We start from the raw sequence: 24,141 nt of genomic DNA on the forward strand, positions 1-24,141 counted from the left end.
ATATCGAAGAGATGGATAAATCCATATCTGCTCTAAAAGGGTATCGCAAAGCTGGATAATGACATACGAACTATTTCTCGCTAGCGACACTCCATTTTCCAAGCACTTAGGTGTAGGAAAGATTAGTAACTTATTTTAACAGAGACAGATAGCATAGGTGGTATGAACTCCTGTACATTAATTGGGATAAATGGCAAAAGGTAAGGATACTACTGCCGTGTCAAGCTTGGAGTGGCAATCTCCGTATTCGGCACATTATCCTTCCCCTGAGACTGAAGGAGATTTGAAGCAGATATAAAGCCGTTATTATCCTGTCGTCACTCGATGATAACCCGATAATATCAGGTTCAAGTATAGATATCCAAGAGGGGAATGTAGCTGTAATATCCAGAAGGTCAATTGAACTCCAATCGCGTTATCCAAGCTTTAGAGTTTCCAACAAGCGCTTAACGTGCCTTTCCCAACTGAATTCGTCCAGTCTTTTATATGCTTTTGCCTTCAGTTCATCCGCTAAAGTCGGGCTGAGTAGTATGCTCTGCATTGCTGTACATATCTCCCTGGGACGTTTGGGATTGAAGGTAAGCACCGCGTTTTTCCCGATCTCTGGTAACGATGATGTATTTGAACATGCCACGGGAATTCCGGCGGCAAAAGCTTCCAATAAAGGAATGCCAAATCCTTCATACAAAGAGGGGAATACGTACAGAGAGGCATGTTTATACAATCCTGCCAGATCTGATCCGTTCACAAACCCACAGAAAATTACTCGGGCTTTGTCCGGCATCTTTTGCCAGTATCGTTTCACTTCTTCTCCCCCACTCCACATCGATCCGCCCAACACCAAAGCATAATCTTTTCTAATACTCTCCGGTAGTTTCTCGTAGGCTTTCAACAAGTTCAGATGGTTCTTACCAGGATGCTCGATACGAGCGATATACAGGATATATTTCCCCTTGATCCCATATTTTTGGGTCAGCTCATCTTTAGATACCGGATTCTCCAGCTTTGCGGGATCATATCCATTGTAATTTACATGAATCCGGTTGCCGGGAATACCATAGAAGCGCCTCAGATCATACTTTGTACTCTCGCTGATGGCATATATTAGCGGGGCCTTATGTAGATAGTGGGGCACGATGTGTTTGATGTAGAAGTTTCGCAACAAGTCGTATTTACTTCGAATATGAAACTGGGATAGATCGTGGAAAGTAAGGATGGTTTTGTGGTTATAACGGCAAAATAGACGGCGGTTAGCAGCAGGAAGAAAGATCAGATCATAGCGTTTGAGGGATGGACTCCAGGGTAGGATGTAGAGGTGCCACAGCATTGATATTATGGGTTTCTTGATCCATTCAGCAACCTCTATGAAGTGTAAATGCGGATCACGGAGGGGAAAGACCTCGATATCGGAAGGATGGATCAGCAGATAAACATCATGTAGTTTTATCATCTGTTTTACAGTGGATACAATGTAATCGGAGATGCCTGATTTACCATTGTCGAAAGCAAGACAACTCACCAGAATTTTACGCTGGGTATTTACTTGTTTGTAAAAAGCACTGGTTCTACCTCGCCAGGCAAAATAGCGTTGCGTAAAGCGATAGATCTTTGCTTGAGGAATTAATCCGGCTTTCTTTTCCCTAAATAGAAAGATGATGTCTCTGCAAAACTCTGCAACTGCTGCAAGAAATACAGACCTGAAGAAGGATAGATCTGCAGGGTCATCCTTGTATAGCTCCCTGTATATAAAGGCCTCGGCGATTCCTTCACCACGATAACGTTTTGCCGTCTGAGCCAGATTGTAATTGTGGGAATGCTCTACAATAGCTGTTTCCACATATCCAATACTAAAGCCCAAGTGCTTCATGCGCCACGACCACTCAATATCTTCGGAGTAATGTAAATCCTCATTCAAGGGATATTGACGAATGATGTCTGCTCTCACTGCGGCACTAGCAAAAGAGAAAAAATGACGCCATTTTGAAGCTATTTTGCCATTCCCAAAGGCTCGTTGATAATCTTTTTTAACGATAGAGATAGCATCTGGACGAGGAATCTGATTTGCATATACAGCTACAAGCTCTGGATTTGTTTCCAAGGGAGCTACTATCTCGGCCAACCAGTCTTCGTTTTGAGGGATAGCGTCACCATTATTGAAAACAATATACTCGCCTTTGGCATGCATGATGGCATCATTCAACACTTTTCCCGGTAAATATTCATGAGCTGAGATACGGTACAATGTGGTTGCTCCGCAATTTTGCAGGAACTCCCAGCTTCCATCGGTGGATCCGGAATCCACGCAGATCAGTTCGTAATCACGGCGGCGTTGCTTGCTGATCATCTCAAGAGTGGCTTCCAACATGGGCATTTCATTCTTAACGCGTATAATGATGCTAATCATATATTGATCTCCACTTTTGTTTCATTCAAGTATCCATATCTTCTACGCTCAAAGCAATTGCTGATGGACATTATTATCTTTACTCGGCGTCCGTTATGCTTCTGCCCGTATCGAGATACCGGCTTTTTGATGTAGTCCGCCGAACCAGCTTCAAAGCCTTTGTTGACTGATTCATCATCCTGACTGGCCGTTACTAGTATAACCGGGAGATCAGGATTGGAATCACGAAGCTGTTTACAGGTCTCATAACCATCCAGTCCTCTACCCAGATTCACGTCCAACAATACCAGTTCATAAACGTTCTTACGAACCTTTTGTAAAGCTTCTTCTCCGCTATAGCATGAATCTGTGAGATATTTATCCCGCTTCAGTATGCTGGTTATGATGTTGATCACTACATCATCATCCACTATCAGCACTCTGGCATCATCAACCATGTTGATTTTGGCTTTACCTTTCATAACTGCTATCTATCTGCTCTTCCGGTTGTATATACAGAAGCTCAGTTCATAACCGCTTACACTCTTCAGTTCTTTTACTACTTGCTTATCCCACTGTTCAGGGTAAAAATCCGGAAATTTGCTATCTCCTGCTATCCAGGCGTGGATATGTGTGATATATAATGTGTTTACCAAGGGCAATGCCTGAGCAAAGATACTGGCACCACCAATGATAAAAGCATCAGGATATGACATCAGGGCATCATCCAGTGAATGTAGGACGGTTGCGTTTTCTGCACTGAAATCAGGATCACGGCTTAAAACAATGTTTTCTCTGTTCACCAGAGTGCCGCCCATCGAAAGCAGAGTGTTTTTACCCATAATGACTGGTCCCCCCAGGGTATGCTGCTTAAACCACGCAAGATCTTCGGGGATATACCACGGCATCTTGTTATCCCTACCTATCACTCGGTCTTCAGCCATTGCCACGATGATCTTCGGGTTCAAAACCTACCCACCTCGAAGAAATGGTCAATCTGAGGGATACCTGATCGCTTGGCCTCTTCCAGCCTACCGCTAAAGAGCATTTTCCCCGCATCAAGAAAAATGATCTTGTCGGCAATACGGTGAATAGAAGCCAACTCGTGAGTAACGATTACTATGGTCATCTTTAGCTGATTCTTCAAATTCAATATTAAAGCGTCCAAAGACTCTGAAGTAACCGGATCCAATCCGGCAGAGGGTTCATCACAAAATAGAATCTGAGGATCAAGAGCCAAAGCTCTGGCTAACGAGGCTCGTTTCTTCATACCTCCTGAAAGCTCTGAGGGAAGCATGTATATAGCGTGACCCAATCCTACCAAATCCAGCTTTACTCGGATGATTCTATCAATCACTTTACGAGAAAGATCGGTATGCATTTCCAGGGGAATAGAGATGTTCTCGTACACAGAAATGGAATTGAGCAAAGCACCATTCTGAAAAAGCATCCCTGTGCGTTTTAGAACGTCATAAAACTCCTTCTCCCCCATGTTCAGGATTTCTTCTCCCCAAAAGCTTACGCTTCCCGCAGCTGGTTCATACAGCCTGAGCATGTTTTTGAGCAGCGTTGTTTTACCACAACCACTACCTCCTAATATCACGGTAATCTCCCCGGGAAGGATATCTACGCTAATACCGTCAAGAATGGTGGTTTCTCCGTATTTAGCTACTAAATCCCGAATGCGGATTACAGGCTCTGGTGTGATAATTCCCTCCCTCATCATAGGTACAGCAAACTGAATATGGCATCAAACAGGATTACAGCAAAGATTGAACTTACCACTGATGCTGTGGTGGCTTGGCCCACGCCTTCGGCTCCGCCTCTTACCTGAAATCCGTAGAATGATCCGATTATTACTATCACCCAAGCGAACCAGATGCTTTTCCCAAAGCTCACAATAACATCTTTGATGGTAAGTATCTCTAATGAGCGGTTTACGAATGTTTCAATGGATGTATCCAGCAGCGTAACCGCAATACCAGCACCTGCCAACTCCGCAACCAAAATGCTGAACATCACCAAGATCGGCATTACTATAGTAATAGCATGAAACTTCGGCACCACCACAAAACGTATGGGATGTAATGCCATCATACGCAGAGCATCCAACTCTTCTGTAACCTGCATGGTGGCGATCTCTGACGCAATGGCACTGCCACTGCGTCCAGCTACAATGATCGAGGTAATCAGAGGCCCCATCTCCCTTACCATGGTGATGGCCAAAAGATCGGCCAAAAACACTCCTACTCCAAAATCCCTCAATTGAACACCGGATTGCAGGGATAGGATAAAACCAATGATAAAAGACAGTAGCGCTACTATTGGCAGGGCTTGTGAACCCAAGAGTACTGCCTGTTGAATTGTGGAGCCTTTGCGTTGGCCCTTACGGTTGAAGAGACCTGTTGCACTGTAATAGAATATCTCTGAGGCCAACGTGAGCGCTTCAACCAGGGAATGGTATGAATTGATGGCATCATCACCTATTTTCTCAAAGAATCCCATCGGCCGATCTGGAGCTACAGCAGCTAGTTTGATAGTGCTGAAGGTATTGATGAGAGCTTGCACTTCAGGACGCGCTCCTTTGAAGAGCAAGATGCCGCTCTGTTCTCCATAGTGCAGATGTAATTCATCCAGGAATGACACTCCGGCGCTATCGATTGAGAGGATTCCTGCCAAGTCGATCATGGTAATCTTGTCCGGAGAATTATCCTTCAGGAATCTCGCCAGTTCCTTCTCCGCCTCGGGAACTGTAAACTTTGTAAAATCCCCTTCCAGGATCAGTACATTGTTGGACAAATTTAGATACATCAGTAGAATAGACTCATTCTCAGGTATGATGTATAATTATACACCCACCATGGTTTTACGCTTTCATCATACTCCAGTTTCAACTTGAATTCCAGAGATACATTACGATACAATCTTAGGTTGATTTGATTCTCGTTTTCAATGCGGGGCATTACTCCGGATTCCTCAATCGGGAATAGCGCATCAACACTGGAATTCAGGGAAAAGAACGACAGGAAATTCACTAAAGAGAAGATAACTGTGGTTTCGATCCCTCTATTATAATTATCGGGAGCTTCACGGTAAACATCATACAGAACGCCGCCTTCATCCACTGTCTTTTCAAAGCTGAAAGACAGGTTGTTCAAATCCTGCTGCCAACCGTAACCTCCCCGCAGACTAAGTGAGCTTTTTGGACTGAAGTTGAGCCGATATGTGAGGCCACCGCCTTCCTTTAGTTTCAATGGATAGAGAGATATCTTGGAGCGGATTTCTTCCTGATCTCTTAGCCGTTCTATCTCAATACCGGATTTATCGTACTTTACATAATTCTTCTTGTTCGGGAATTGTGTGTACTCATCCCAAAAATGAGTATTCAAATCTCCACGGATATAGAATGCAAAGTTGCTCAATAGCTCGCGCTGTTTACCCCAAGGGTAGATAAGAAATACATTCTTCAATGAATATGTATCGGGATTGATCCTAAAATCCGCATCCTTGGCGAAATTAGCTCCGATATCGTAGATACTACGCATATTCAGATGGAAGGGACGGAAGTCGTGATCGATGGTGTTGTCCAAAGTACCAAACAAGCTTAATGCATAAGCCGGATCATCTTTGTCTATGGTGTTGTCTGCCGATAGATTCACATTAGCATGAATTATCCCATTGTGAAACCTGACTGAGCCCACTCCAAGATCATCTGAGAGCACACCAGCACCCACCATAATGTTCCCGCTGGAGCTACTCGGATCCACCACAATGGTTAAGATGTGACTATCTCCTTTTCTCAAGCTTACTGTAGTAAAGTCTTTCAAATCACTCCAGGAGTACCCCCCCAAGGTAACCATGTAGTTACCGGGAGGCAGAATCCACAGATTCTCCTCAATTCCATGCTGATCATCACTCAGCGAAAAGTCTGTACCCACTTTTGTATATCCGTAATCATCCTCATTTTGGATCCAAATGTCATAGATCAACCGAACCTTGTTTTGGGATTGATCCAACATTCTCACCTTCAGCTCACACCAATTTCGCTCCACAACAGTTCTTTGCTGAGGATATACGTTCACTGTCATACGTATGTCATCGTTATAACCGGTGATCACTCGATATTTCCCTGGCAGCAAATTCAAGGGAGCATTGAACACTCCAACGTGCTCAGAAATAATGGTGTTCAGATCGTCGAGTCCTTCTACTCTGTAGAGCATTTCGTTGCTTATTGGAGCTTTTGTGCTTAAATACAATTCTCCAAATACTTTATTTTCATCCTGTTGTTCGATTTGCTGATATATATACTGTTCCGGTGCAGTAAGAGGATCCCGATAATCGATCCCAGTCTGGCGTACCGGTCTTCCGGCAAAATGCATGATACATAAGGCGGCAAAGGTGTTTGTCTCCTCCATGATCAGGTTGTTAAACACCTGAACCAAATACACCACAGACTCGTCCGCAAGAGGATAATAACGATCATTGCGATGAGTAAGAACCACGTTCTCTGAAGTACTATCGCGCAACACAAACTCGATTCTCAGATGAGCACGAGGGTCTTTGCCTTCCAGCTTCTCAATGTTCAGTACATTGGTTTCCAGGTAGTAATTCGGATCAAACTCTCCTGTTTCCCTGCTGACGTTGGAGAAGATATTATAAGTTCTCAACCGCTGTGTGATGATGTTGGGAATGGCGTCCGACAAGCGATTTGCCCAGAGGTCATTACTCATAAAGCGAACTCTGTAGAAATTCTCTTTGGCGACTATTTGATTGCGGTTGTATGTCCTGTTTATTCTGCTGTTCATCACTTGCAGAGATTTCCCGCTGGATACATCCTGCCTCAATTCCTGCCTTTCTGTACTGGATTGATAATCGAGGACATAGTAATTTGTGATCACTTTATCCACTTTGCCGAAGCAACCGCCTAGCAACAGAGTCAACAACATAGCAGCGGAAAACAAAAAGTGTTTAATAATTCTTGTTACTCTCATATCAATTACCTCTTAGTAGTATTGCAGGGTTATCCGAAATTTGTCTGGAAAAATCGTTAAAGTTTTCTGTGGCATTACGCAGGTTCTCCAAAGTTTCCGCAAGATCGTCTTGAGACCTTAAGACTGTGCGATTCAGAGTGTTGATCAGAATCCCTGTTCGTTGGATGGTAGTGCCCAGATTCACCACCATATCTTTCACATTTGCCTCTGCCAATTGCCCCGAAAGAACATCTACGTTCTCTACGATTGATACGAATTCATCTGATGATAAAAGCTGATTTATCGTATCCAGAGAACGGTTGATGTTTGCACTTACATCCAAAATCTGCTGAGTGCTTTCCAGCACCAGACTATTGGTGTTTTGACCTATGTTATTCATGTGAAATCTGGTATCCTGTATCAACAACTCAGCTTGTTCGCTGATATCGTTCACATTCTGGTTCAGATTCCTCGTAATCATCACCAACTCTTCATTCACAATATTGGCAATGTCTTCCAGAGATCCCATCGCACTTTCCGAGATATCGTCGATGTTTCCCGCAAGGTTCTGTGAAATAAAATCAATGTTCTTGCTCAGATCCTCTGTTAGGTCTGCAGTATTATTGGCTATGCGAGAAAAGGAATCCAGGGTGTTGCTGAGCTTTGAACTGGTAGTCTCCAGAATCAAGCCGGTTTCTCTAAGAATTTTGGCCAGATTTTCACGGTTCTGTTCACTGGTAATTTCGTTAATGTTGCTTGCGATCAAATCGATCTTTTCCGCTATTGAAACTGCTCGTTCGGAAATGTCGTCGATCATGGTGGATCCCGCTTTGATTTGGCCGCCAGGATTGATGGTGCGGGCTTCGTTTGTACCCCCACGGATTTCAACTGCTTTCAGACCGGTTATACCTACAAGAGTCAATACAGCTTCAGTGTCTTCTTTGATCGGTGTACCGGGCTCAATATTGATCGTTACTTTCACTTTTAACACATTCTGAGGATCAATCTTGATGTCTTCCACACGGCCTACCTTGATGCCCTGATAATTCACGGTACCACCCACTTGCAAACCACTAACCGGGTAATCCACAAATTCAATGTAATAAGTATCCCACTTTTGCGTTAGACGATTACCAGCTACAGCCGCTGCAAAGACAAGGATCAACAAACTCCCTATCGCCAAAAACACACCTAAACGAACCTTAGTAGCTTTCGAAACCAAATTGATCTCCCTTATTCATAAAATAGTTCACCGGTTATGAGCCGGTTACTTATCCGGACGGGACTTTGCGCTTTCACGTGCACTCGTCCGTCACAGATCACATCGCCCCCAAAGCTCACATCGCCTTCGATTTTTAACTCTTTACAACCAGCAAGTGAAGGAATATCAGCAAATCTACTGCGCATCTGATCGATGTTCCCATAATAACGGGGATCAAGCTCTATATAAGGGATCTTCTCAATTCCCCGTCTCAACTTCAACTGATATTGCTCGTTCAGTTCATAGAGGTCAGACCATATTGCCAGCAAATCGTTTGTCTTCTTCACCGGAGCAAAGCGCTGTCTGGGAACGACCAATGCCTTAGACCTCTTGAAACTGCTGATCGCCGCTCCCATGGCAGTTTCCAATTGATACACTTTCTGGTCTTGGATTACTTTGGGATTCACAATCAAAGGCAGCAACATCAACCCTTCATGACTGATCAAGTGCCATTCCAAAGCTTTTAAATCTATCCAAAGATTATTGGTATTGAAGTATTTATACTTTTCAATGTCTTGAAACGCAGGAAGATCTTCCTGAGGACATTGCGCTATCTCTCTCAAAAGCAGATTGCCTTCTTTGTCCTGTGCCAAATGACCGCCCTTGCTGTCCATAACGCTGCGTTCACAGACCTCCATCAGGAAAGGTACGTCGTGCTTTTCCATGTACGCTGCGATTGATGGATCCACTACCGCACCCAGATTGTCCGAATTTGAAACGAAAGCATAACGATAGCCTTTGGATATCAAGGCATCCAGAATACCCGAAGTGGATATGGCTGTGTACAGATCACCATGACCCGGTGGATTCCAGCGTTGATCTTTGTCCTTGCTCTCAAATGGAACCAAGGTACCCTGAAGAATCCGGGGGAACTTGTTTTGTACAAAGGCTATCGGCAAATCCTGATTTATCAAATCCGGATACTTTGCCAGGTAATCCATAGTATCCTGATGCGTGGCATAACTGTTCATGAATATCAATTGAACATCATAACCACTTCCCGATCTTAGCGCCAGAACGTGACGCGTAATGATGTCCAGGAAGTTCATATTGCCTTTTACCGGAAGCAGGGATTTTGCTTTGGAAAGCCCCATACTGGTTCCCAAACCCCCGTTTAACTTTATAACTGCGATGTGCTTCAATAGTTTATTTGTGTTTTCGCTTTCAAGATCATCGTAATGTACCAGGGAATCACTTTGAGGTGCTGTAATGTCAGATTCGCTTATCTTTCCCATCTTTCCGCCGCACAATGCTTCATAATAGGAAGAAAAAGTGCGGATAAGCATGTCTGGAAGACCCTCTGCCTTCATCGCTTTCACAAACTGATTCAGCACGTCACATACGTCCTTCCCTGCTATAGCAGGCTTTCCAAATACTCATCATCAGCTGGCTCAGGGATCGTAATAGCCCCCTCCGAAGAGTGCTTTTCGTTCCACTGACTCGCAGTAGAAATAGCCCCGGTATTTCGAGCCCAGGCTCTGCGAGCTACTCCACCCATAACGTCCCAGGACAATGCTTTGCGAACCACTTCATCCATATATGCGCTACCGTCAAGCACTATACCGTTACCGCCGTTCACGCTGCGACCAATTCCTACACCACCGCCATTGGACAGTACCACCAAGGTCATCCCTCTGGCCACATTCCCGGCAAAGCATTGTGTAGCCATATCGGCCATCAGGTTTGATCCATCATATATATTGGCAGTTTCGCGGAAAGGTGAATCTGTACCGGAGACATCATGATGATCTCTGCCCAACATCACCGGACCAATCTCGCCTTTGCGTACCATCTCGTTAAACTTCAAAGCAATGCGAACCCGGCCTTCCTCATCAGCATAGAGGATACGGGCTTTTGTGCCTACAACCAGAGCGTTTTCCTCTGCACTACAGATCCAATGATGATTATCTCTATCCATAGAGTTTCGCTGAGGGTCTATCAGCTCCGCAGCAGCTTTGTCAGTAGCTCTAAGATCTGCATCTTTTCGAGAGAGACAAATCCAGCGGAAGGGTCCATAACCATAATCAAAGCACATCGGTCCCATGATGTCTTCCACATAGGACGGCCAGATGAAGCCATCATTGGTATTATCGGGATTCTTGGCAATTTCGTGCACTCCCGCATCAAAAACACTAGCCATGAAGCTATTGCCATAATCCCAAAAATGTGCTCCTTTTCGGGTAAGAGAATTTATGATTTGAAAATGCTTCTTCAAGGATTCATCCACTTTTTCCTTGAACTCAGCTGGATCACCTGCAAGCAGCTTTCGCCCTTCTTCAAAGCTAAGCCCTACAGGTGTATAACCACCTTCGTACACAGCATGACAAGATGTCTGATCGCTGATCAATTCTACTTTTATATCCTTCCTATTGCAATAATCCAACAAATCCACGATATTGCCATGATAGGCTATGGATAGTGCCTGTTTGCTCCTTCTGGCTTCATCCACCCAAGTGAATATCTCCGGTAAATTAGCAGAGACTCTGGAAACCCAGCCTTGAGAATGCCTGGTCTTGATGCGGGAATAATCCACCTCTGCGATGATACCAATGCCTCCGGCTATTTCGACCGCTTTTGCCTGAGCTCCGCTCATACCGCCCAAACCGGAAGAGACATATAAAACCCCGCCCAGATCTTTATCAACGGGAATCCCCAGATATTTTCTGCCCGCATTCAATAATGTGATATAAGTACCGTGAACTATGCCCTGGGGTCCAATATACATCCAGCCACCGGCAGTCATCTGACCGTAATTTGCCACCCCCAAAGCTGTTAGGCGTTTAAAATCTTCGGGATTATCCCACTTTCCGATCACCAAACCATTTGTGGATATTACTCTGGGAGCTTCCGGCCTGGAAGGAAACAAACCTACGGGATGGCCGCTGGACACAACCAAAGTCTGGTGGTCCGTCATGGCTTCCAAGTACTGAACTATCAGCCGATATTGCATCCAGTTCTGGCATACCTGTCCGGTTTCACCGTAAGTTACCAGTTCATAAGGATATAAAGCTATATCGAAATCCAGGTTGTTGTCTATCATCACTTGCATGGCTCTTGCCTGCGTTATGCCCTTGTATTCGTCAATCGGTTTTCCTGTCAGGCGACCTTGGGGTCTCCAACGATAACCATAGATCCTACCCATACTCTTCAACTCAGACAAAAACTCCGGAGCTACTCTGGTATGCAACTCAGACGGGATGTAGCGTAAAGCGTTTTTCAGCGCTTGTTTGATCTCCTTCCTGGACAGATTCAAACCCCTGTCGGGCGCTCTGCGGATACCCGGTTCAAAAACGGGATCAGGCGGTAATACGTTTGCTAGTTTTGCAACAAAAGGTTTGTCAGACATTGTGTTCCTCTTTATGGTTCTTCTTATTTATCATTATATTCAAAATGGTTGAATCAGCATTCTGCATCCCGCTATTTGCAAATTCCGCCAAGTTGTCTATGGTCTCATCGATATCGTCTGTTATTATGCCATCGTTTGCGGAGATGCATTTACCCATAAGAGCAAGCAACGCCGCTTGAACTGCTGCAGAGGTATTGGTCGCCACCTTCAGGGAACAGCCCTCTTTAGCCCCGTCGCATACCATACCGGCTGTGTTTCCGATCATATTCTTGATGGCATACTCCACATTTGTGTAGTTTCCCCCCAACAACATAACGATACCGCTAGCAGCACCCGCAGCGGCAGACAGGCAACCGCAAAGACATGATAAAAGGCCAATCTTGTACTTCATATGCACGCTAACCAAATGACCCATCGCTAAAGCGCGCACCAGATTTTCATGACTGCTGTTTAACTTCTCGGCTGCAGCTATGATGGGCAAAGTGATGGAAAGACCCTGGTTTCCGCTGCCGGTATTTGAGATCACTGGTAAATTGCATCCGCTCATCCGAGCATCCGTTGCTGCAGCAGTGAGAGCCATAGCCCAATGATGAATATCATCGCCCAAAAGCCCTTGTTCGATCTGCTGCATGATCATTTTTCCCACTGAGATACCCATGCTTTCGTCCATACCAAAATCTGCAATTCTGCGGTTGATCTTCTCTCCCAAATCCAATGTGAGCAGAGTGTTGTAATCGGACATAGCGCAAAACTGATAATAATCTATCAGCTTCAGCCCTGATGGCGGGATAATGGTCGATCCGCTTTCATAACCCATATCCTGATACTGAAGTACCTTGTCATCGAGCTCCAGCTTGTGTAAAAAGGAATGACGCCAGCGTATGATGGCTCTGGCCCTGTGCTCTTTATTCTGGATAATCACTTCAGCATATACTTTATCATCACCGGGATACAGCTGGATGGATATATTCTCTGCCAGCTTCTTTCCTGCTACTACCTGATCGGGACTAAGATCGCCCAATACTTGCAGTTTCTTGTCCGGTTCTGCTACGATCAAACCCAACGCAACAGCTATTTCCAAGCCGATTAACCCCGTATTGGGAATCCCAACACCCATGCCGTTTTTCAAGATGCTTTGGCTAACTATTAAAGTGATTTCATCGAATGTTCCAGGAAACACACTGGCTGCGTATGCACCCGCTAAAGCTACAGCTGCAGGTTCCGTACAACCAAGTGCCGGAACTACTTCCTGCCTCAACAATGCCAATATTTTCGTATCGTGCTGCATATCTACCTATTGATATTTATTCTTTATGTTATTGTTTGAGATAAGGTGAATCCTGTCAAGTTAATTCTCCCCGCATCATGTCTGGTAGAGAGCGAGTCACCATATTACTATGCTTACTTCACTACTGTTATTTTCCGTGCATACAGCTGTTATCAGGAATAGAGGAAATTATCATTACATCAACACCTTCAGCACGTGCCTTGCTCAACCGATAATCTATACTTGAAGCAGATATTATCGGGTGATCATCGAGTGACCACTACTTGATAACGGCTTTATATCAGGTTGAACTCTACATAGCACAGAGAGGATCAATCGCTCTTCTCCTCTGTGGATACTTCGCATCAATCTACCAAAATCTGCCTTAAAGTACAGGGGATCGTTATTGACAGTATGGAGCAGTAGATCATTCTTGTTAATAAATTCAACCCAGTAATGAAAAGAAGGTTTGGTATGCGTATCCTGATGATTTGTTTCAGTGGCACCGGAAATACACGTGCCATCGCTGAGATTCTAAGAAATGAATTTATCTCAAACGATGCTGAATATACGCTTATCCCTATGGAGCACATTACCCAAGGTCTGAGTAAACCTGATTATGATAATTGAGACTTTGTTGGCTTTCCCATTCATGCCATGGACGCTCCCAAGATAGTGTATGATTTTCTGAGAACACTACCCTCAATGCGTAAAAACTACTTCCTCTTCAAGACCGCTGGAAGCTCTTTTGCCAATACGGGATCCACTTATAAGATTCAGGATATAATAGCGAAGCTCGGTTACCGCCTCAAACATGAACAGCTTTATGTGATGCCCCCAATTGCTTTGGCACGGCAAGTCCTGCAAAAGTTTTCGGGCGCTATACGCAAAGTGCAGAAATGGTGAAGTTTTGTGCAGCAGAAATATGCTCCGGGACTAAAAGAAGACTGGCAGATATTCCTCTGCGAGGACTGTTTATGCATTTGCCAGATTCGAAAAGTACAGCGCTCATCAAGCTTCCCGGCGTTGGCGGGTACACAGCGATTGCACACAATGTGGACTTTGTGTACAGCAATGCCCTATCCAGAATATCACTTTAAAGGATGGGAAAATGGAGTTTGCAGATCGATGCCTGCTTTGCCTGCGCTGTTGGTGGATATGCCCAAGTAGGGCAATAACACATTCTATGCTGAAACCATTCTTCCTGAAGGAACCATATAAGCTGCCGGATGATGGCCAAATCCACGAAGATACGGCTCCATCGGCAAAAGGAGATAATATGAATAAGATGATTGCAGCTTGCGGGATAGACTGCGCTACATGCGAATCATATCAAGCTACTATCAACAACGACAACGCTCACCGTGAGAGAGTAGCAAAAGAGTGGTCTGAAAGATACCAGAATCAACTGAACATCCAGGATATCAATTGCAGTGGTTGTCGTAAAGAGGGCATCAAGTTTGCTTGGTGCCTCATATGCCCTATCCGCGATTGTGTGATTTCAAAAGGATACAATACCTGTGCAGAATGTTCCGAATTGCCCTGCGACTTCAACCGTTCACTGTTTGAGCAAGCTCCGGAGGTATGGAAGAACCTTCAGGAACTAAAGTAGTAGATTGGCTTCAGTCTAGGGCAGGAATTCCCCGTAAAGACCTTGGACATATGTATACCGCTATGCTATCCCTGCTCTCGTCTGATCTCGGCGCCAATGCCTTTTAACTTCTCTTCTATACGGTCGTAACCCCTATCGATGTGATAGATACGCGATACCGTAGTAGTACCTTCTGCAACCATGCCCGCCAATACCAATGCAGCGCTTGCTCGCAAGTCTGTAGCCATTACTTCTGCGCCACTAAGGTTATTTACTCCGTTTATTCTTGCAACGTTTCGCTGCATTTGAATATCCGCCTGTAAACGGTTCAGTTCTGCAACATGCATGAACCGATCGGGAAAAACTGTATCTTCAATATAGCTAACGCCTTTTGCCAAACACATCAGTACCGTGAATTGCGCCTGAAGGTCAGTAGGAAATCCGGGATGCGGAAGCGTAAGGATGTTGGTAGCTTTGATCTCTTTGGGGGGAATCACGGTGATATCCTTGTCTGCAATCTGCAATTCACAGCCTGTCTCTCGTAGTTTGTCCAGAAGCGCAGTCAAATGCTCCGGATTGCATCCACACACCGTGACGGGTTGCGTGGAAAGAGCTCCGGCGATCAGGAAAGTACCTGCTTCAATACGATCCGGGATCATCTCCATCTGTACGGGGAACAGTTCTTCCACTCCCTCAATTATCAGTGAAGTGCTTCCCTTACCATTAATCGAAGCGCCCATCTTGTTCAAAAAGTCTATCGTACTGTCCACTTCGGGTTCCATTGCCGCATTGAACATTCGGGTAGTGCCCTTGGCCAAAACTGACGCCATCAGAGCATTAATCGTGGCTCCTACTGAGGATTTTTCAAAATGGATATCGGCTCCCTTCAGTACTTTGCATGTCGCATTTATATAGCCATGTTCAATCTCGATCTCGGCACCCAAAGCCTCCATAGCCTTCAGATGCAGATCTACGGGACGGGTACCAATGGCGCAGCCCCCGGGAAATGATACACGGGCCTTACCCAAACGAGCCAGCAATGGACCCAATACATAGATCGATGCTCTCATCTTGCTCACCAATTCATAAGGCGCTTCAGGATAGCAGACATCTTTGCTGTCTATGCTCATGGAATCCTTGTCGTAATCCACTCTGGCGCCAATTACTCGTAGCAAATGAGCCATAGTCTTGAGGTCAATAAGCATGGGGACATTCTTTAGTACCGACTTTCCGGGGGCCAGAAGGCAAGCTGCCATGACCGGTAAAATTGCATTCTTAGAACCGCTAACATAGATTTTGCCGCTTAAATCTCGGCTGGTTTCGATGATGAATTTATCCATTGTATCCTCTTGGGATTTACTTTAGTTTGGCGATCAGGAAACGATCTCGGTCGGCCAGATCACGTCCTTTCTGCAGTATTTTGAAGCCTGCAGATTCTGTCAAGTGTAGTAAATCAGCTTGCTGTCTGCTACCATGTTCAAAAGCCAGTATCCCTCCCGGCGAAAGATACTGGGACACTTTATCCAAAATGCGTTTGTAAAACTCCAGACCATTATCAGCAGCAAGTAAGGCGATTTTGGGCTCATGATCCCTAACCGATTCTTCCAGATCAGAATACTCTTCAGGACTGATATAAGGAGGATTGGAAACTACCGCGTCGAATCTATGCTCATTCTCGGGAAAAAGGTCTGCATTTAGCAGTTTGATGGGAAGATTCAGGTTATTGGAATTTATTCTTGCTACTTCCAAAGCTTTAGCATCTATATCTGTGGCTATTATTTGCAGATCCGGTCTGCTTTGTTTTAAGGCCAAGGATATCGCTCCGGATCCCACGCCTATTTCCAACACTTTCGCGTTGTCTACGAGATGCGGGATCAGAGCCTCCACCAATACCTCCGTATCAAAGCGAGGTATCAATACTCTGGGATCCACGTACAATTCCAAAGCGTAGAACCAAGCTTTCTGAACCACATATTGTGGCGGTTCTCCTGATTGTACGCGTGCCAGCCATCTCTTCAGGGCATCGGCTTCATCGGGACTAAGTGTTTGTTCTATGGCGAGTTGACCAGGAGTGCAGTGTTTCAGATTGCACAGAAGAAAGGCAAAATCTGCATGGGGTACTGTGGGAAATTCTTTTTCCAGCTCAAATGCTTTAATCTGCATCAGGACAAATCAGGCTTTTTCTAATTCTTATAGATCTTCCTTTATCATCAAAGCTCATCTCATCACTAAGGTGATAAAGCATTGCCAAACCCCTGCCATGCCCTTCAATTTCGAATATCTGTTCTTTACGGATGATTTCCATCCAATACTCATATTCAAAGCCGTCTCCCTCATCCTGCACGCATATCTCTATGTTCTGCTGCAGATTGTCCACTTCAAAGCCAAACATCACTTTCCTGCGGTTAATCTCGGGATTCTCCATCCTTTTTTGTATAATGGCCTGTAAGGCATCATGATTAAGATCTCGCTCTTGAACACTGAGTTTCAGAGTTCCGTGAATGTAGGCATTGTAAATCATCTCATCCACACAGATCAAAAGCTCATTGATAACCTTGGAGTTTATCCGGTAGTATTGCCGCAAGAAATTACTAAACATTTTGGAAACCCCAAATTTGGAGAAATCCTTGGCGGGCAACTCGAAATGGAATTTTGCTTTGTCCAAATGGCCGAAAAACTCTGATCTATCATTGCGGTTCTGTTTTCTGAAAATCAATTCCCGGATGGAACTGATCATGTGCTTGGTCTCTATAGGTTTGCGGATGAAGTCGCTGGCACCCAAGCGAATGGCTTCGATGAAATAATCGTGTTCCAGATATCCGGTCATTAGTATCACATCCAGATTCCGGTCGTATTCTTCACGAACCTTGCCCAGAAACTCCAAGCCCGACAAACCCGGCATTTCGATGTCGCAGATCACCAAATCATAGTCTATCTGATGAATCTTTCGCAAGGCATCACTACCGCTGTATGCGGTGTCCACCTTGTAGCCACTGATACCCAATATTGCTTCCAGGGAGTTGACAATCGCGATGCTGTCGTCAACTACCAGGATCCTTCCCTGGTTGGTCATTTCTTCAGCTAAGATTTACCGTAAATAGCTGGTTCAGCTTCAACATGCTAAATAAATCATAGACACTGTTGGAGCTGCGAACCACCTCAATCTCACCGCCTTTGGAGATAAAATCCTTGTAGAATAAGAGTATTTTGCCGATTCCTGTGGAAGATATGTTGCGGCAATCAAGTAGATCCAATTCCAATAGAGTAGCATTGCTCTGCATAACTTCAGTAAGCTTTTCCTGCAAGATGTGGGCATTCTCGCTATTTAGAATGCCGTCGATCTTCATGGCAGCAATGTTTCCTTCAAAAGTAAGATCGATAGTCATATCCACCTCCTCGGTAATTTTGTTTCTTGTTACAAGATCGTTTTTGATGAATCGCTTGTCAAGTTTATTCTGCATAACCTCGTATCCTGCGTAACACATCTCTCTGCACCTGAGATGGTGCTATTTCAAACTTCTTGAACTCAAGGGCATAAATTGCCCGCCCCTGAGATAAACTACGGATTCTGGTGGAATAACCAAACAACTCTGATAATGGTACCTCAGCTACTACTTCCTGTTGATAATCATTGTGCTTGCGCATTACTTCGATCTTGCCCCGTTTGGCGTTGATATCGGAAATGATGTCACCCACAAAATCATCGGGGGAGATCACCGTAAGCATCATAATAGGCTCCATTATAACTGGTTTTGCCTGTCTCAAACCTTTGCAAATCGCCATAGATGTGGCAATCCTGAAGGCCAGTTCATTGGAATCCACCGGATTATAATCGCCATCCACCAGTTCTATAGCTACGCGCTCCACACTAGAGCTGATCAAAGGCCCATCGGAAAGAGCCGCAAGGGCTGCTTCTTCGATTGCTTTCCAGTATTCCTGAGGTATTTTTTCCGGATCCACGGAGCATTTGAAGCTGTTCTTCTGATCCTCGCTAATATCTTTCAATGGTATGGGGCTAAGCCGGAAGGTTACGGAAGCATAATTGCCCTTCCCATTAAGCTCACGCTGGAAAACCTCGGATGTCTGTACCATCAGTGTGATGCTTTCCTTGTATGACACTTGAGGATTACCAACATTTGCGCTAATTCCAAATTCCCGTTTGATCCGGTCCACAATAATGTCCAGATGCAATTCTCCCATTCCAGAAATCAAGGTTTGTCCGCTATCTTTATCCACATGTACCTTGAAGGTGGGATCCTCTTCCTGTAAACGAACCAGAGCATTGGAAAGGTTATCCTGATCCGCTTTGGTCTTGGGTTCTATAGCAATCGAGATCACAGAGTCCGGGAAATGCATCTTGGATAATACCACATTGATGTTGCCGTCTGTGATGGTGTCTCCGGTTACCAAAAACTTCGGGCCCACAATAGCAGCGATATCCCCCGCATGCAGATACTCTATGTCATTCTTTTTGTTGCTCATCATCTGCAGGATTCTGGCTACCCGTTCTCGCTTGCCGTTGCTCATATTCAGGAAACTTCCGCCTTTTTTCAGGGTTCCACTGTATACTCTCACATAAATCAGGCGTCCCACATATTTATCAATCTGAACTTTGAATGCCATTCCCACAAAATGATCATCAGGATCTGCCGCCAGATAAACCGGTTCATGGCTGTCTGGATCTATGGCATGAGTGTCCCCAATATCCAAGGGCGAGGGCAAAAAGTCCACCACTGCATCTAAAAGCAATTGAAGACCCTTGTTCTTCAGGGATGATCCACATAATACAGGGATAAAGCCATGAGCTATGGTTCCTTTGCGAATTGCTCTTCTGATCAATTCGGCTGGAACTTCTTCGCCTTCCAAGACCAGCATCATCAATTCATCATCAAATTCTGCAATACTCTCAAGCAGATGTTCCCTGGCTATCTGTGCTTCCTCCAGCATCTTGTCAGAGATCTGTATGTGTGACGTCTGAGATCCTTGAGTAAGAGGATCAAAATACCAAGCTTCCATAGAAATCAGGTCTATCACACCCTCAAAGCAATCTTCTTTGCCGATTGGGATGTTTATTGCACAGGCTTTGGTGGTCAGCCGTTCGTGAATCATATTTATCACATTATCGTAATCCGCACCAATGCGATCCATCTTGTTCACGTATGCCAAGCGAGGAACCTGATATCGGTCGGCTTGATGCCATACCGTTTCAGATTGAGGCTCTACCCCGCTTACGGCGCAAAACACTCCTACTGCACCATCCAGAACGCGTAATGAACGTTCTACCTCAGCAGTGAAATCTACATGGCCTGGGGTATCAATAATGTTTATCTGATGCTCTCTCCAAGGGCAACTGACTGTTGCTGAAGTAATGGTAATTCCGCGTTCACGCTCCTGTTCCATCCAGTCTGTAAAAGCATTCCCATCATGCACTTCGCCCATTTTATGCAGAAATCCGGTATAATACAATATGCGTTCTGTAGTAGTTGTCTTTCCGGCATCAATGTGTGCCATGATGCCGATATTCCTGATTCTAGAAAGCGGATTATCCGCGTCGCTTTTCATAACTAGTCCTTTCATTTTCTCCAGTATGCTCTATCATTGGGGATTTTGGAAGCCACTTTGGTTGTGTAGCAGTGGATTACTCCCATTTATGATCTGCCGCGTTCTTATGTAATGCTGAGGGGACGAAAACCTGCACAGCATACACTACGGGAAACTAATCATATTCTCCTGTATGTCATTTTATTATGCATCAGTATATTGTCCACAAAAAAGTACTGCTTTACCTCTGAACTGGGCGCTCGTATGCTCTGATATCATGCTTTTGCATTGTCATATACAGCTGTTTATCAACTACTTATGCACACAATCTTCCAAAGGATATCGCTGAAGTGTTATGAAAAAAATACCCTGCACAGTTTATTAGCATGCAGGGTATTTTTTACTATAAGAATGGTTCTAAAAAGCTTCTTCCAAGCTTTGCAAGGCTTCTTGTTTTGCTGATTGTGCATAGATACCAAAACTTAGAGCGATGATCAAAACTAATAGCATGCTTCTTTTCATGGTCGTCTCCTTCTGAACCTTCTTTGTTGTTATACGTTATGATCTGTTCACTGTTTGTCAAGGTGCAATTTCGTTTCTCCTGTCTAGACTCAGTTATAGCAGCACTCGCTTATGGGCTTGTCTGATTCCCTCAGCCTCGCCAAGGCAACATATATGCTTTAACCTCTTCATTGTAATAGCGATCAGTCATGGTCGCAATAAAATCCCGCACCTTTTCGGCTGCTTGGAAGGATTCCAGATACTGATCGTTCTTGTGGTTGAGAAAGTGTTTATGTATTTTGGAATCGGTATTGTTCTTCTCTACATCATCCATGTACTTCTCGAACATTATCCGCATTGTGCGGTGGATAACCGCATTGGACTGTTTTACGTTTTCATCGGTGTAAATGCGTCGATAGTTGAACTTCTTCAGTTCCAAGAGTTGCTGTGAGGTCTCTTCGTCAAAAGCAATGAAATCCTGCTCATAACTATTTGTTATCACGCTTTTAATCAGGGTTTCAATGATCTGACTGTTTGTATTGCCCAAGTACTTTACTTGTTCAACCGGTAATTCTTCTCGTTTCAGTATATTGTATCGAATAGCGTCTTCAATATCTTGGCCGATGTAAGCGATAGTATCAGTAATGCGAACGACGCAGCCTTCCAGGGTTGCCGGCATCCATTGCATCCCGTCCCCTGACTTCTTTGCCCTGATGTAGGCTTGGATATCAACTTCGTTTTTATCTCCCTTGGGGCACAATCGGGTATTATGCACTTCACCGTCGTGAGATATGATACCATCCCGCACTTGAAAAGTGAGATTCAATCCCTTGCCCTTGCTGGAGATATGATCCACTATATGCAGTGACTCGATATTATGATGAAAGTGTCCTATTCCAGCATCATGACAGCATTGACTTAAAGCTTTTTCACCATCGTGACCAAAGGGACAATGCCCCAGATCATGACCCAACGCTATCGCTTCAATCAGTTCTGTATTCAAGCCCAGGTACTTGCCAATAGTACGTGAAATCTGCGATACATAAGCTATGTGAAGATTACGATTGGTCATCTCTTCATCGATGAGATTTGTGAATGAAAACACTTGAGTCTTGCCATGATAACGCCGATAAGCCCCGCTATACAAGATACGATCGCGATCCACTGCAAAGCGGGAACGCATCAGATCCTCATTCTCTGCTTTACTACGCCAAGCATTTCTATCTCTAAAAGCACGATCTCCCAACACTGCATCGTGCCTGGCTTTTATGTCTGTGAATATTGTATTTAGTTTATCTTTCACAAGCAACTCCATATAGCATTTATCTTATTATTACAAGATACATAGAATCAATCCCTAAGCAAAGTTTTTGCTGATCAGACGAATAAATTGATTGCAAACGGCTCGAATCTTGCTTATTTTATATGCATGTTACAAAAAAAAACACGAGGAAAAATGCAATGAAACAATTTCTTGTATTATTGATGCTTTTAGTATCGATGACTTTTATCTGGGCAGTTCCCAGAGAAATGGTAGTACTGGAAATCGGCACCGGTACCTGGTGTCCCTATTGTCCCGGTGCATCAATGGGTGCCCATGACTTGCTGAATGCCGGTATCAATGTAGCCGTGGTCAAGAACCACAATGGCGATAGCTACGCCAATACTTACTCTAATACCAGAAACAACTACTATGGAATTAGCAACTTCCCATCTGCTTTGTTTGATGGATTGAACGTCTATGAGGGCGGAAGTAATACCCAATCTTTGTATTCAACCTATCTGCCAAGAGTAAACGCTCGTCTGGCAATTCCTTCGAAATACACTATAACCGCTGAAGGATATTACGAAAGCGGTGTGCTCACGGTTGATGTAACTGTATCTAAACCAGAAGCCGATACCAATACCAATGTCTTTCTACGCTCCTACATTACAGAATCCAATATTCAACAAAACTGGCAGGGACAGACCCAATTGGACTATGTAAACCGAATGATGGCCCCCAGCGCCTCAGGTACAGCGATTACTCTCAATACTGGAGAATCCGTAACCGAAACTCTCACTTTCAATCTGAATTCAAGCTGGCAAATGCCAAATCTGGAATTAGTACTCTTTCTCCAGAACAACTCCACTAAAGAGATCCTTCAGGGAGTAAAGTATAGCGTACCCGGTTTATCCGGAGCTTTCCCCGCTTCCGCAGAAGCCTTGTTATTCCCCGATACCTATGTAAGTGGCCTAAACTCATTACCCATTACCTTCTTCAACTTTTCAAACGACCCAGTTTCGGCTACTCTGGAAACTACCAATCCTACTTTCTTCGCTGATGTTACTGAGATGGAAATACCCGCCTTGCAAAGCTTCACTACCATGGTGCATTTTTTCCCCACCACCACTGGAGATATTTCCGGCAATCTCATTGTAACCGGCAATTTTACTGATCACCCTGTGCTCACCATACCTCTTGCAGGACATGCCTTCGTGAATGCTCCCCCTATTGTGGCAGATGTTTGCGTAACTGGACCCCCAGTTGTCTTACAGACTATTACCGGTTCATATGTCTTCTCTGATCCCGATGGTGACAATGAAGGCACCAGCCTTTATCAATGGTACAAGGTTGTGAATGACGCCAACCAGCTTATTGTGGGAGCGGATCAGATCACTTACACGATTGCAGCAAATGAGATTAACAAACGATTTGTGTTCAAAGTAACCCCGGTTGATCAATATGGTATGGCGGGAACTCCTGTTTATAGCGAGCCCTCACCCGCAGTTATAAGCCTCCCCGCTCCGCAAAACTTTGCTGGTTATGTGGAAGCCCCCAACACTGCCGTACTTACCTGGCAAAAGCCTATGTACTTTGACAATCGTGGTTTCGTAGGCTATCGCCTTTACCGAAACGATCTGGTTATTGCAGATATTCCCAATCCGGATGTCCTTACATACAGAGATGAAGGCTTGGCTATGGGCGTGTATGAATACAAACTCTGCAGCATATTCAATAACCCTCAAAACTTTTCCTTGCCTACTCCTGTTGTCTCCCTTACCATCGATGCCTCCGATAATGAGGACAGCGTAAGCTTGGCTCAGATTGGGGTTCGTGCGATGCCAAATCCTTTCCACAGTGAAACCAGTTTCCGCATTAAGTCCCATCCTAATCGTGAGATCACTTTCCATGTGTTCAATATTCGTGGTCAGGTGATCAGGCAGTGGAAAGCTTATGCCGACGCCACAGGTAACGCTCTTCTAAACTGGGATGGCAAAGATGATCGCGGCAGCCTAGC

At 44.6% G+C, this 24,141-nt stretch carries 20 protein-coding genes; 4 read left to right on the forward strand and 16 right to left on the reverse strand.

Features of this window, described 5'->3' with window-relative positions; translation table 11 throughout:
• Positions 1–415: 415 nt before the first annotated feature.
• Genes PHF32_06190 through PHF32_06235 form a run of 10 tightly spaced genes read right to left on the reverse strand, consistent with a single transcriptional unit; the run spans position 416 to position 13,248 of the window.
• Positions 416–2,404: a glycosyltransferase gene (locus PHF32_06190; protein ID MDD4560308.1), complete on the reverse strand. Its 1,989-nt coding sequence runs from the start codon at positions 2,402–2,404 to the stop codon at positions 416–418.
• Positions 2,401–2,865 (reverse strand): response regulator, encoded by a 465-nt coding sequence (locus tag PHF32_06195; protein MDD4560309.1) that lies wholly within the window; start codon positions 2,863–2,865, stop codon positions 2,401–2,403. Before PHF32_06195 ends, PHF32_06190 begins: the two co-directional genes overlap by 4 nt.
• Before the next feature lie 9 nt (positions 2,866–2,874).
• Positions 2,875–3,351, reverse strand: a complete 477-nt coding sequence (locus PHF32_06200) for a dihydrofolate reductase (GenBank protein ID MDD4560310.1) — start codon at positions 3,349–3,351, stop codon at positions 2,875–2,877.
• Positions 3,348–4,109 (reverse strand): ATP-binding cassette domain-containing protein, encoded by a 762-nt coding sequence (locus tag PHF32_06205; GenBank protein ID MDD4560311.1) that lies wholly within the window; start codon positions 4,107–4,109, stop codon positions 3,348–3,350. Before PHF32_06205 ends, PHF32_06200 begins: the two co-directional genes overlap by 4 nt.
• Positions 4,106–5,194: an MlaE family lipid ABC transporter permease subunit gene (locus tag PHF32_06210; GenBank protein MDD4560312.1), complete on the reverse strand. Its 1,089-nt coding sequence runs from the start codon at positions 5,192–5,194 to the stop codon at positions 4,106–4,108. The genes PHF32_06205 and PHF32_06210 overlap by 4 nt, the downstream gene beginning before the upstream one ends.
• The gene (locus tag PHF32_06215; GenBank protein MDD4560313.1) at positions 5,194–7,374 is read right to left on the reverse strand and encodes an ABC-type transport auxiliary lipoprotein family protein; all 2,181 of its coding nucleotides are present in this window, start codon (positions 7,372–7,374) and stop codon (positions 5,194–5,196) included. Before PHF32_06215 ends, PHF32_06210 begins: the two co-directional genes overlap by 1 nt.
• Position 7,375: 1 nt before the next feature.
• Positions 7,376–8,575, reverse strand: coding sequence for an MlaD family protein (locus PHF32_06220; GenBank protein ID MDD4560314.1), 1,200 nt, complete (start codon positions 8,573–8,575; stop codon positions 7,376–7,378).
• A gap of 11 nt (positions 8,576–8,586) precedes the next feature.
• Positions 8,587–9,948, reverse strand: a complete 1,362-nt coding sequence (locus tag PHF32_06225) for a UTP--glucose-1-phosphate uridylyltransferase (protein ID MDD4560315.1) — start codon at positions 9,946–9,948, stop codon at positions 8,587–8,589.
• A gap of 20 nt (positions 9,949–9,968) precedes the next feature.
• A complete protein-coding gene (locus PHF32_06230) occupies positions 9,969–11,960 on the reverse strand; it encodes a urocanate hydratase (GenBank protein ID MDD4560316.1) in 1,992 nt (663 codons plus the stop codon).
• Positions 11,953–13,248, reverse strand: coding sequence for an L-serine ammonia-lyase, iron-sulfur-dependent, subunit alpha (locus PHF32_06235; GenBank protein MDD4560317.1), 1,296 nt, complete (start codon positions 13,246–13,248; stop codon positions 11,953–11,955). Before PHF32_06235 ends, PHF32_06230 begins: the two co-directional genes overlap by 8 nt.
• A gap of 453 nt (positions 13,249–13,701) precedes the next feature.
• On the opposite strand from PHF32_06235, the gene PHF32_06240 reads away from it, so the two are divergent.
• The 3 genes from PHF32_06240 (at position 13,702) to PHF32_06250 (ending at position 14,839) form a co-directional block, all read left to right on the forward strand.
• A complete protein-coding gene (locus PHF32_06240; protein ID MDD4560318.1) occupies positions 13,702–13,857 on the forward strand; it encodes a hypothetical protein in 156 nt (51 codons plus the stop codon).
• Positions 13,858–13,932: 75 nt separating this feature from the next.
• A complete protein-coding gene (locus PHF32_06245; protein MDD4560319.1) occupies positions 13,933–14,133 on the forward strand; it encodes a hypothetical protein in 201 nt (66 codons plus the stop codon).
• 373 nt (positions 14,134–14,506) lie between these two features.
• Positions 14,507–14,839, forward strand: a complete 333-nt coding sequence (locus tag PHF32_06250; GenBank protein MDD4560320.1) for a DUF3795 domain-containing protein — start codon at positions 14,507–14,509, stop codon at positions 14,837–14,839.
• Positions 14,840–14,904: 65 nt separating this feature from the next.
• Here PHF32_06250 and murA read toward each other — a convergent pair whose 3' ends face one another.
• The 6 genes from murA to PHF32_06280 all read right to left on the reverse strand — a co-directional run bounded on the left by murA (position 14,905) and on the right by PHF32_06280 (position 22,163).
• Positions 14,905–16,158 (reverse strand): UDP-N-acetylglucosamine 1-carboxyvinyltransferase, encoded by a 1,254-nt coding sequence (gene murA, locus PHF32_06255; GenBank protein MDD4560321.1) that lies wholly within the window; start codon positions 16,156–16,158, stop codon positions 14,905–14,907.
• A gap of 16 nt (positions 16,159–16,174) precedes the next feature.
• The gene (gene prmC / locus PHF32_06260) at positions 16,175–16,981 is read right to left on the reverse strand and encodes a peptide chain release factor N(5)-glutamine methyltransferase (protein MDD4560322.1); all 807 of its coding nucleotides are present in this window, start codon (positions 16,979–16,981) and stop codon (positions 16,175–16,177) included.
• A complete protein-coding gene (locus PHF32_06265) occupies positions 16,971–17,891 on the reverse strand; it encodes a response regulator (GenBank protein MDD4560323.1) in 921 nt (306 codons plus the stop codon). The genes prmC and PHF32_06265 overlap by 11 nt, the downstream gene beginning before the upstream one ends.
• A gap of 4 nt (positions 17,892–17,895) precedes the next feature.
• Positions 17,896–18,204, reverse strand: coding sequence for an STAS domain-containing protein (locus PHF32_06270; GenBank protein ID MDD4560324.1), 309 nt, complete (start codon positions 18,202–18,204; stop codon positions 17,896–17,898).
• Positions 18,205–18,268: 64 nt separating this feature from the next.
• The gene (fusA, locus tag PHF32_06275; GenBank protein MDD4560325.1) at positions 18,269–20,380 is read right to left on the reverse strand and encodes an elongation factor G; all 2,112 of its coding nucleotides are present in this window, start codon (positions 20,378–20,380) and stop codon (positions 18,269–18,271) included.
• A gap of 631 nt (positions 20,381–21,011) precedes the next feature.
• Positions 21,012–22,163 (reverse strand): HD domain-containing protein, encoded by a 1,152-nt coding sequence (locus PHF32_06280; protein MDD4560326.1) that lies wholly within the window; start codon positions 22,161–22,163, stop codon positions 21,012–21,014.
• Between the two features lie 158 nt (positions 22,164–22,321).
• Between PHF32_06280 and PHF32_06285 the strand changes: the two genes are divergently transcribed.
• On the forward strand, positions 22,322–24,141 hold a 1,820-nt coding region (locus PHF32_06285; GenBank protein MDD4560327.1), incomplete at its 3' end, for an Omp28-related outer membrane protein.

The organism is Candidatus Cloacimonadota bacterium (genome assembly GCA_028706475.1).
In the GTDB taxonomy this organism is placed as follows: Bacteria; Cloacimonadota; Cloacimonadia; order Cloacimonadales; family Cloacimonadaceae; genus UBA5456.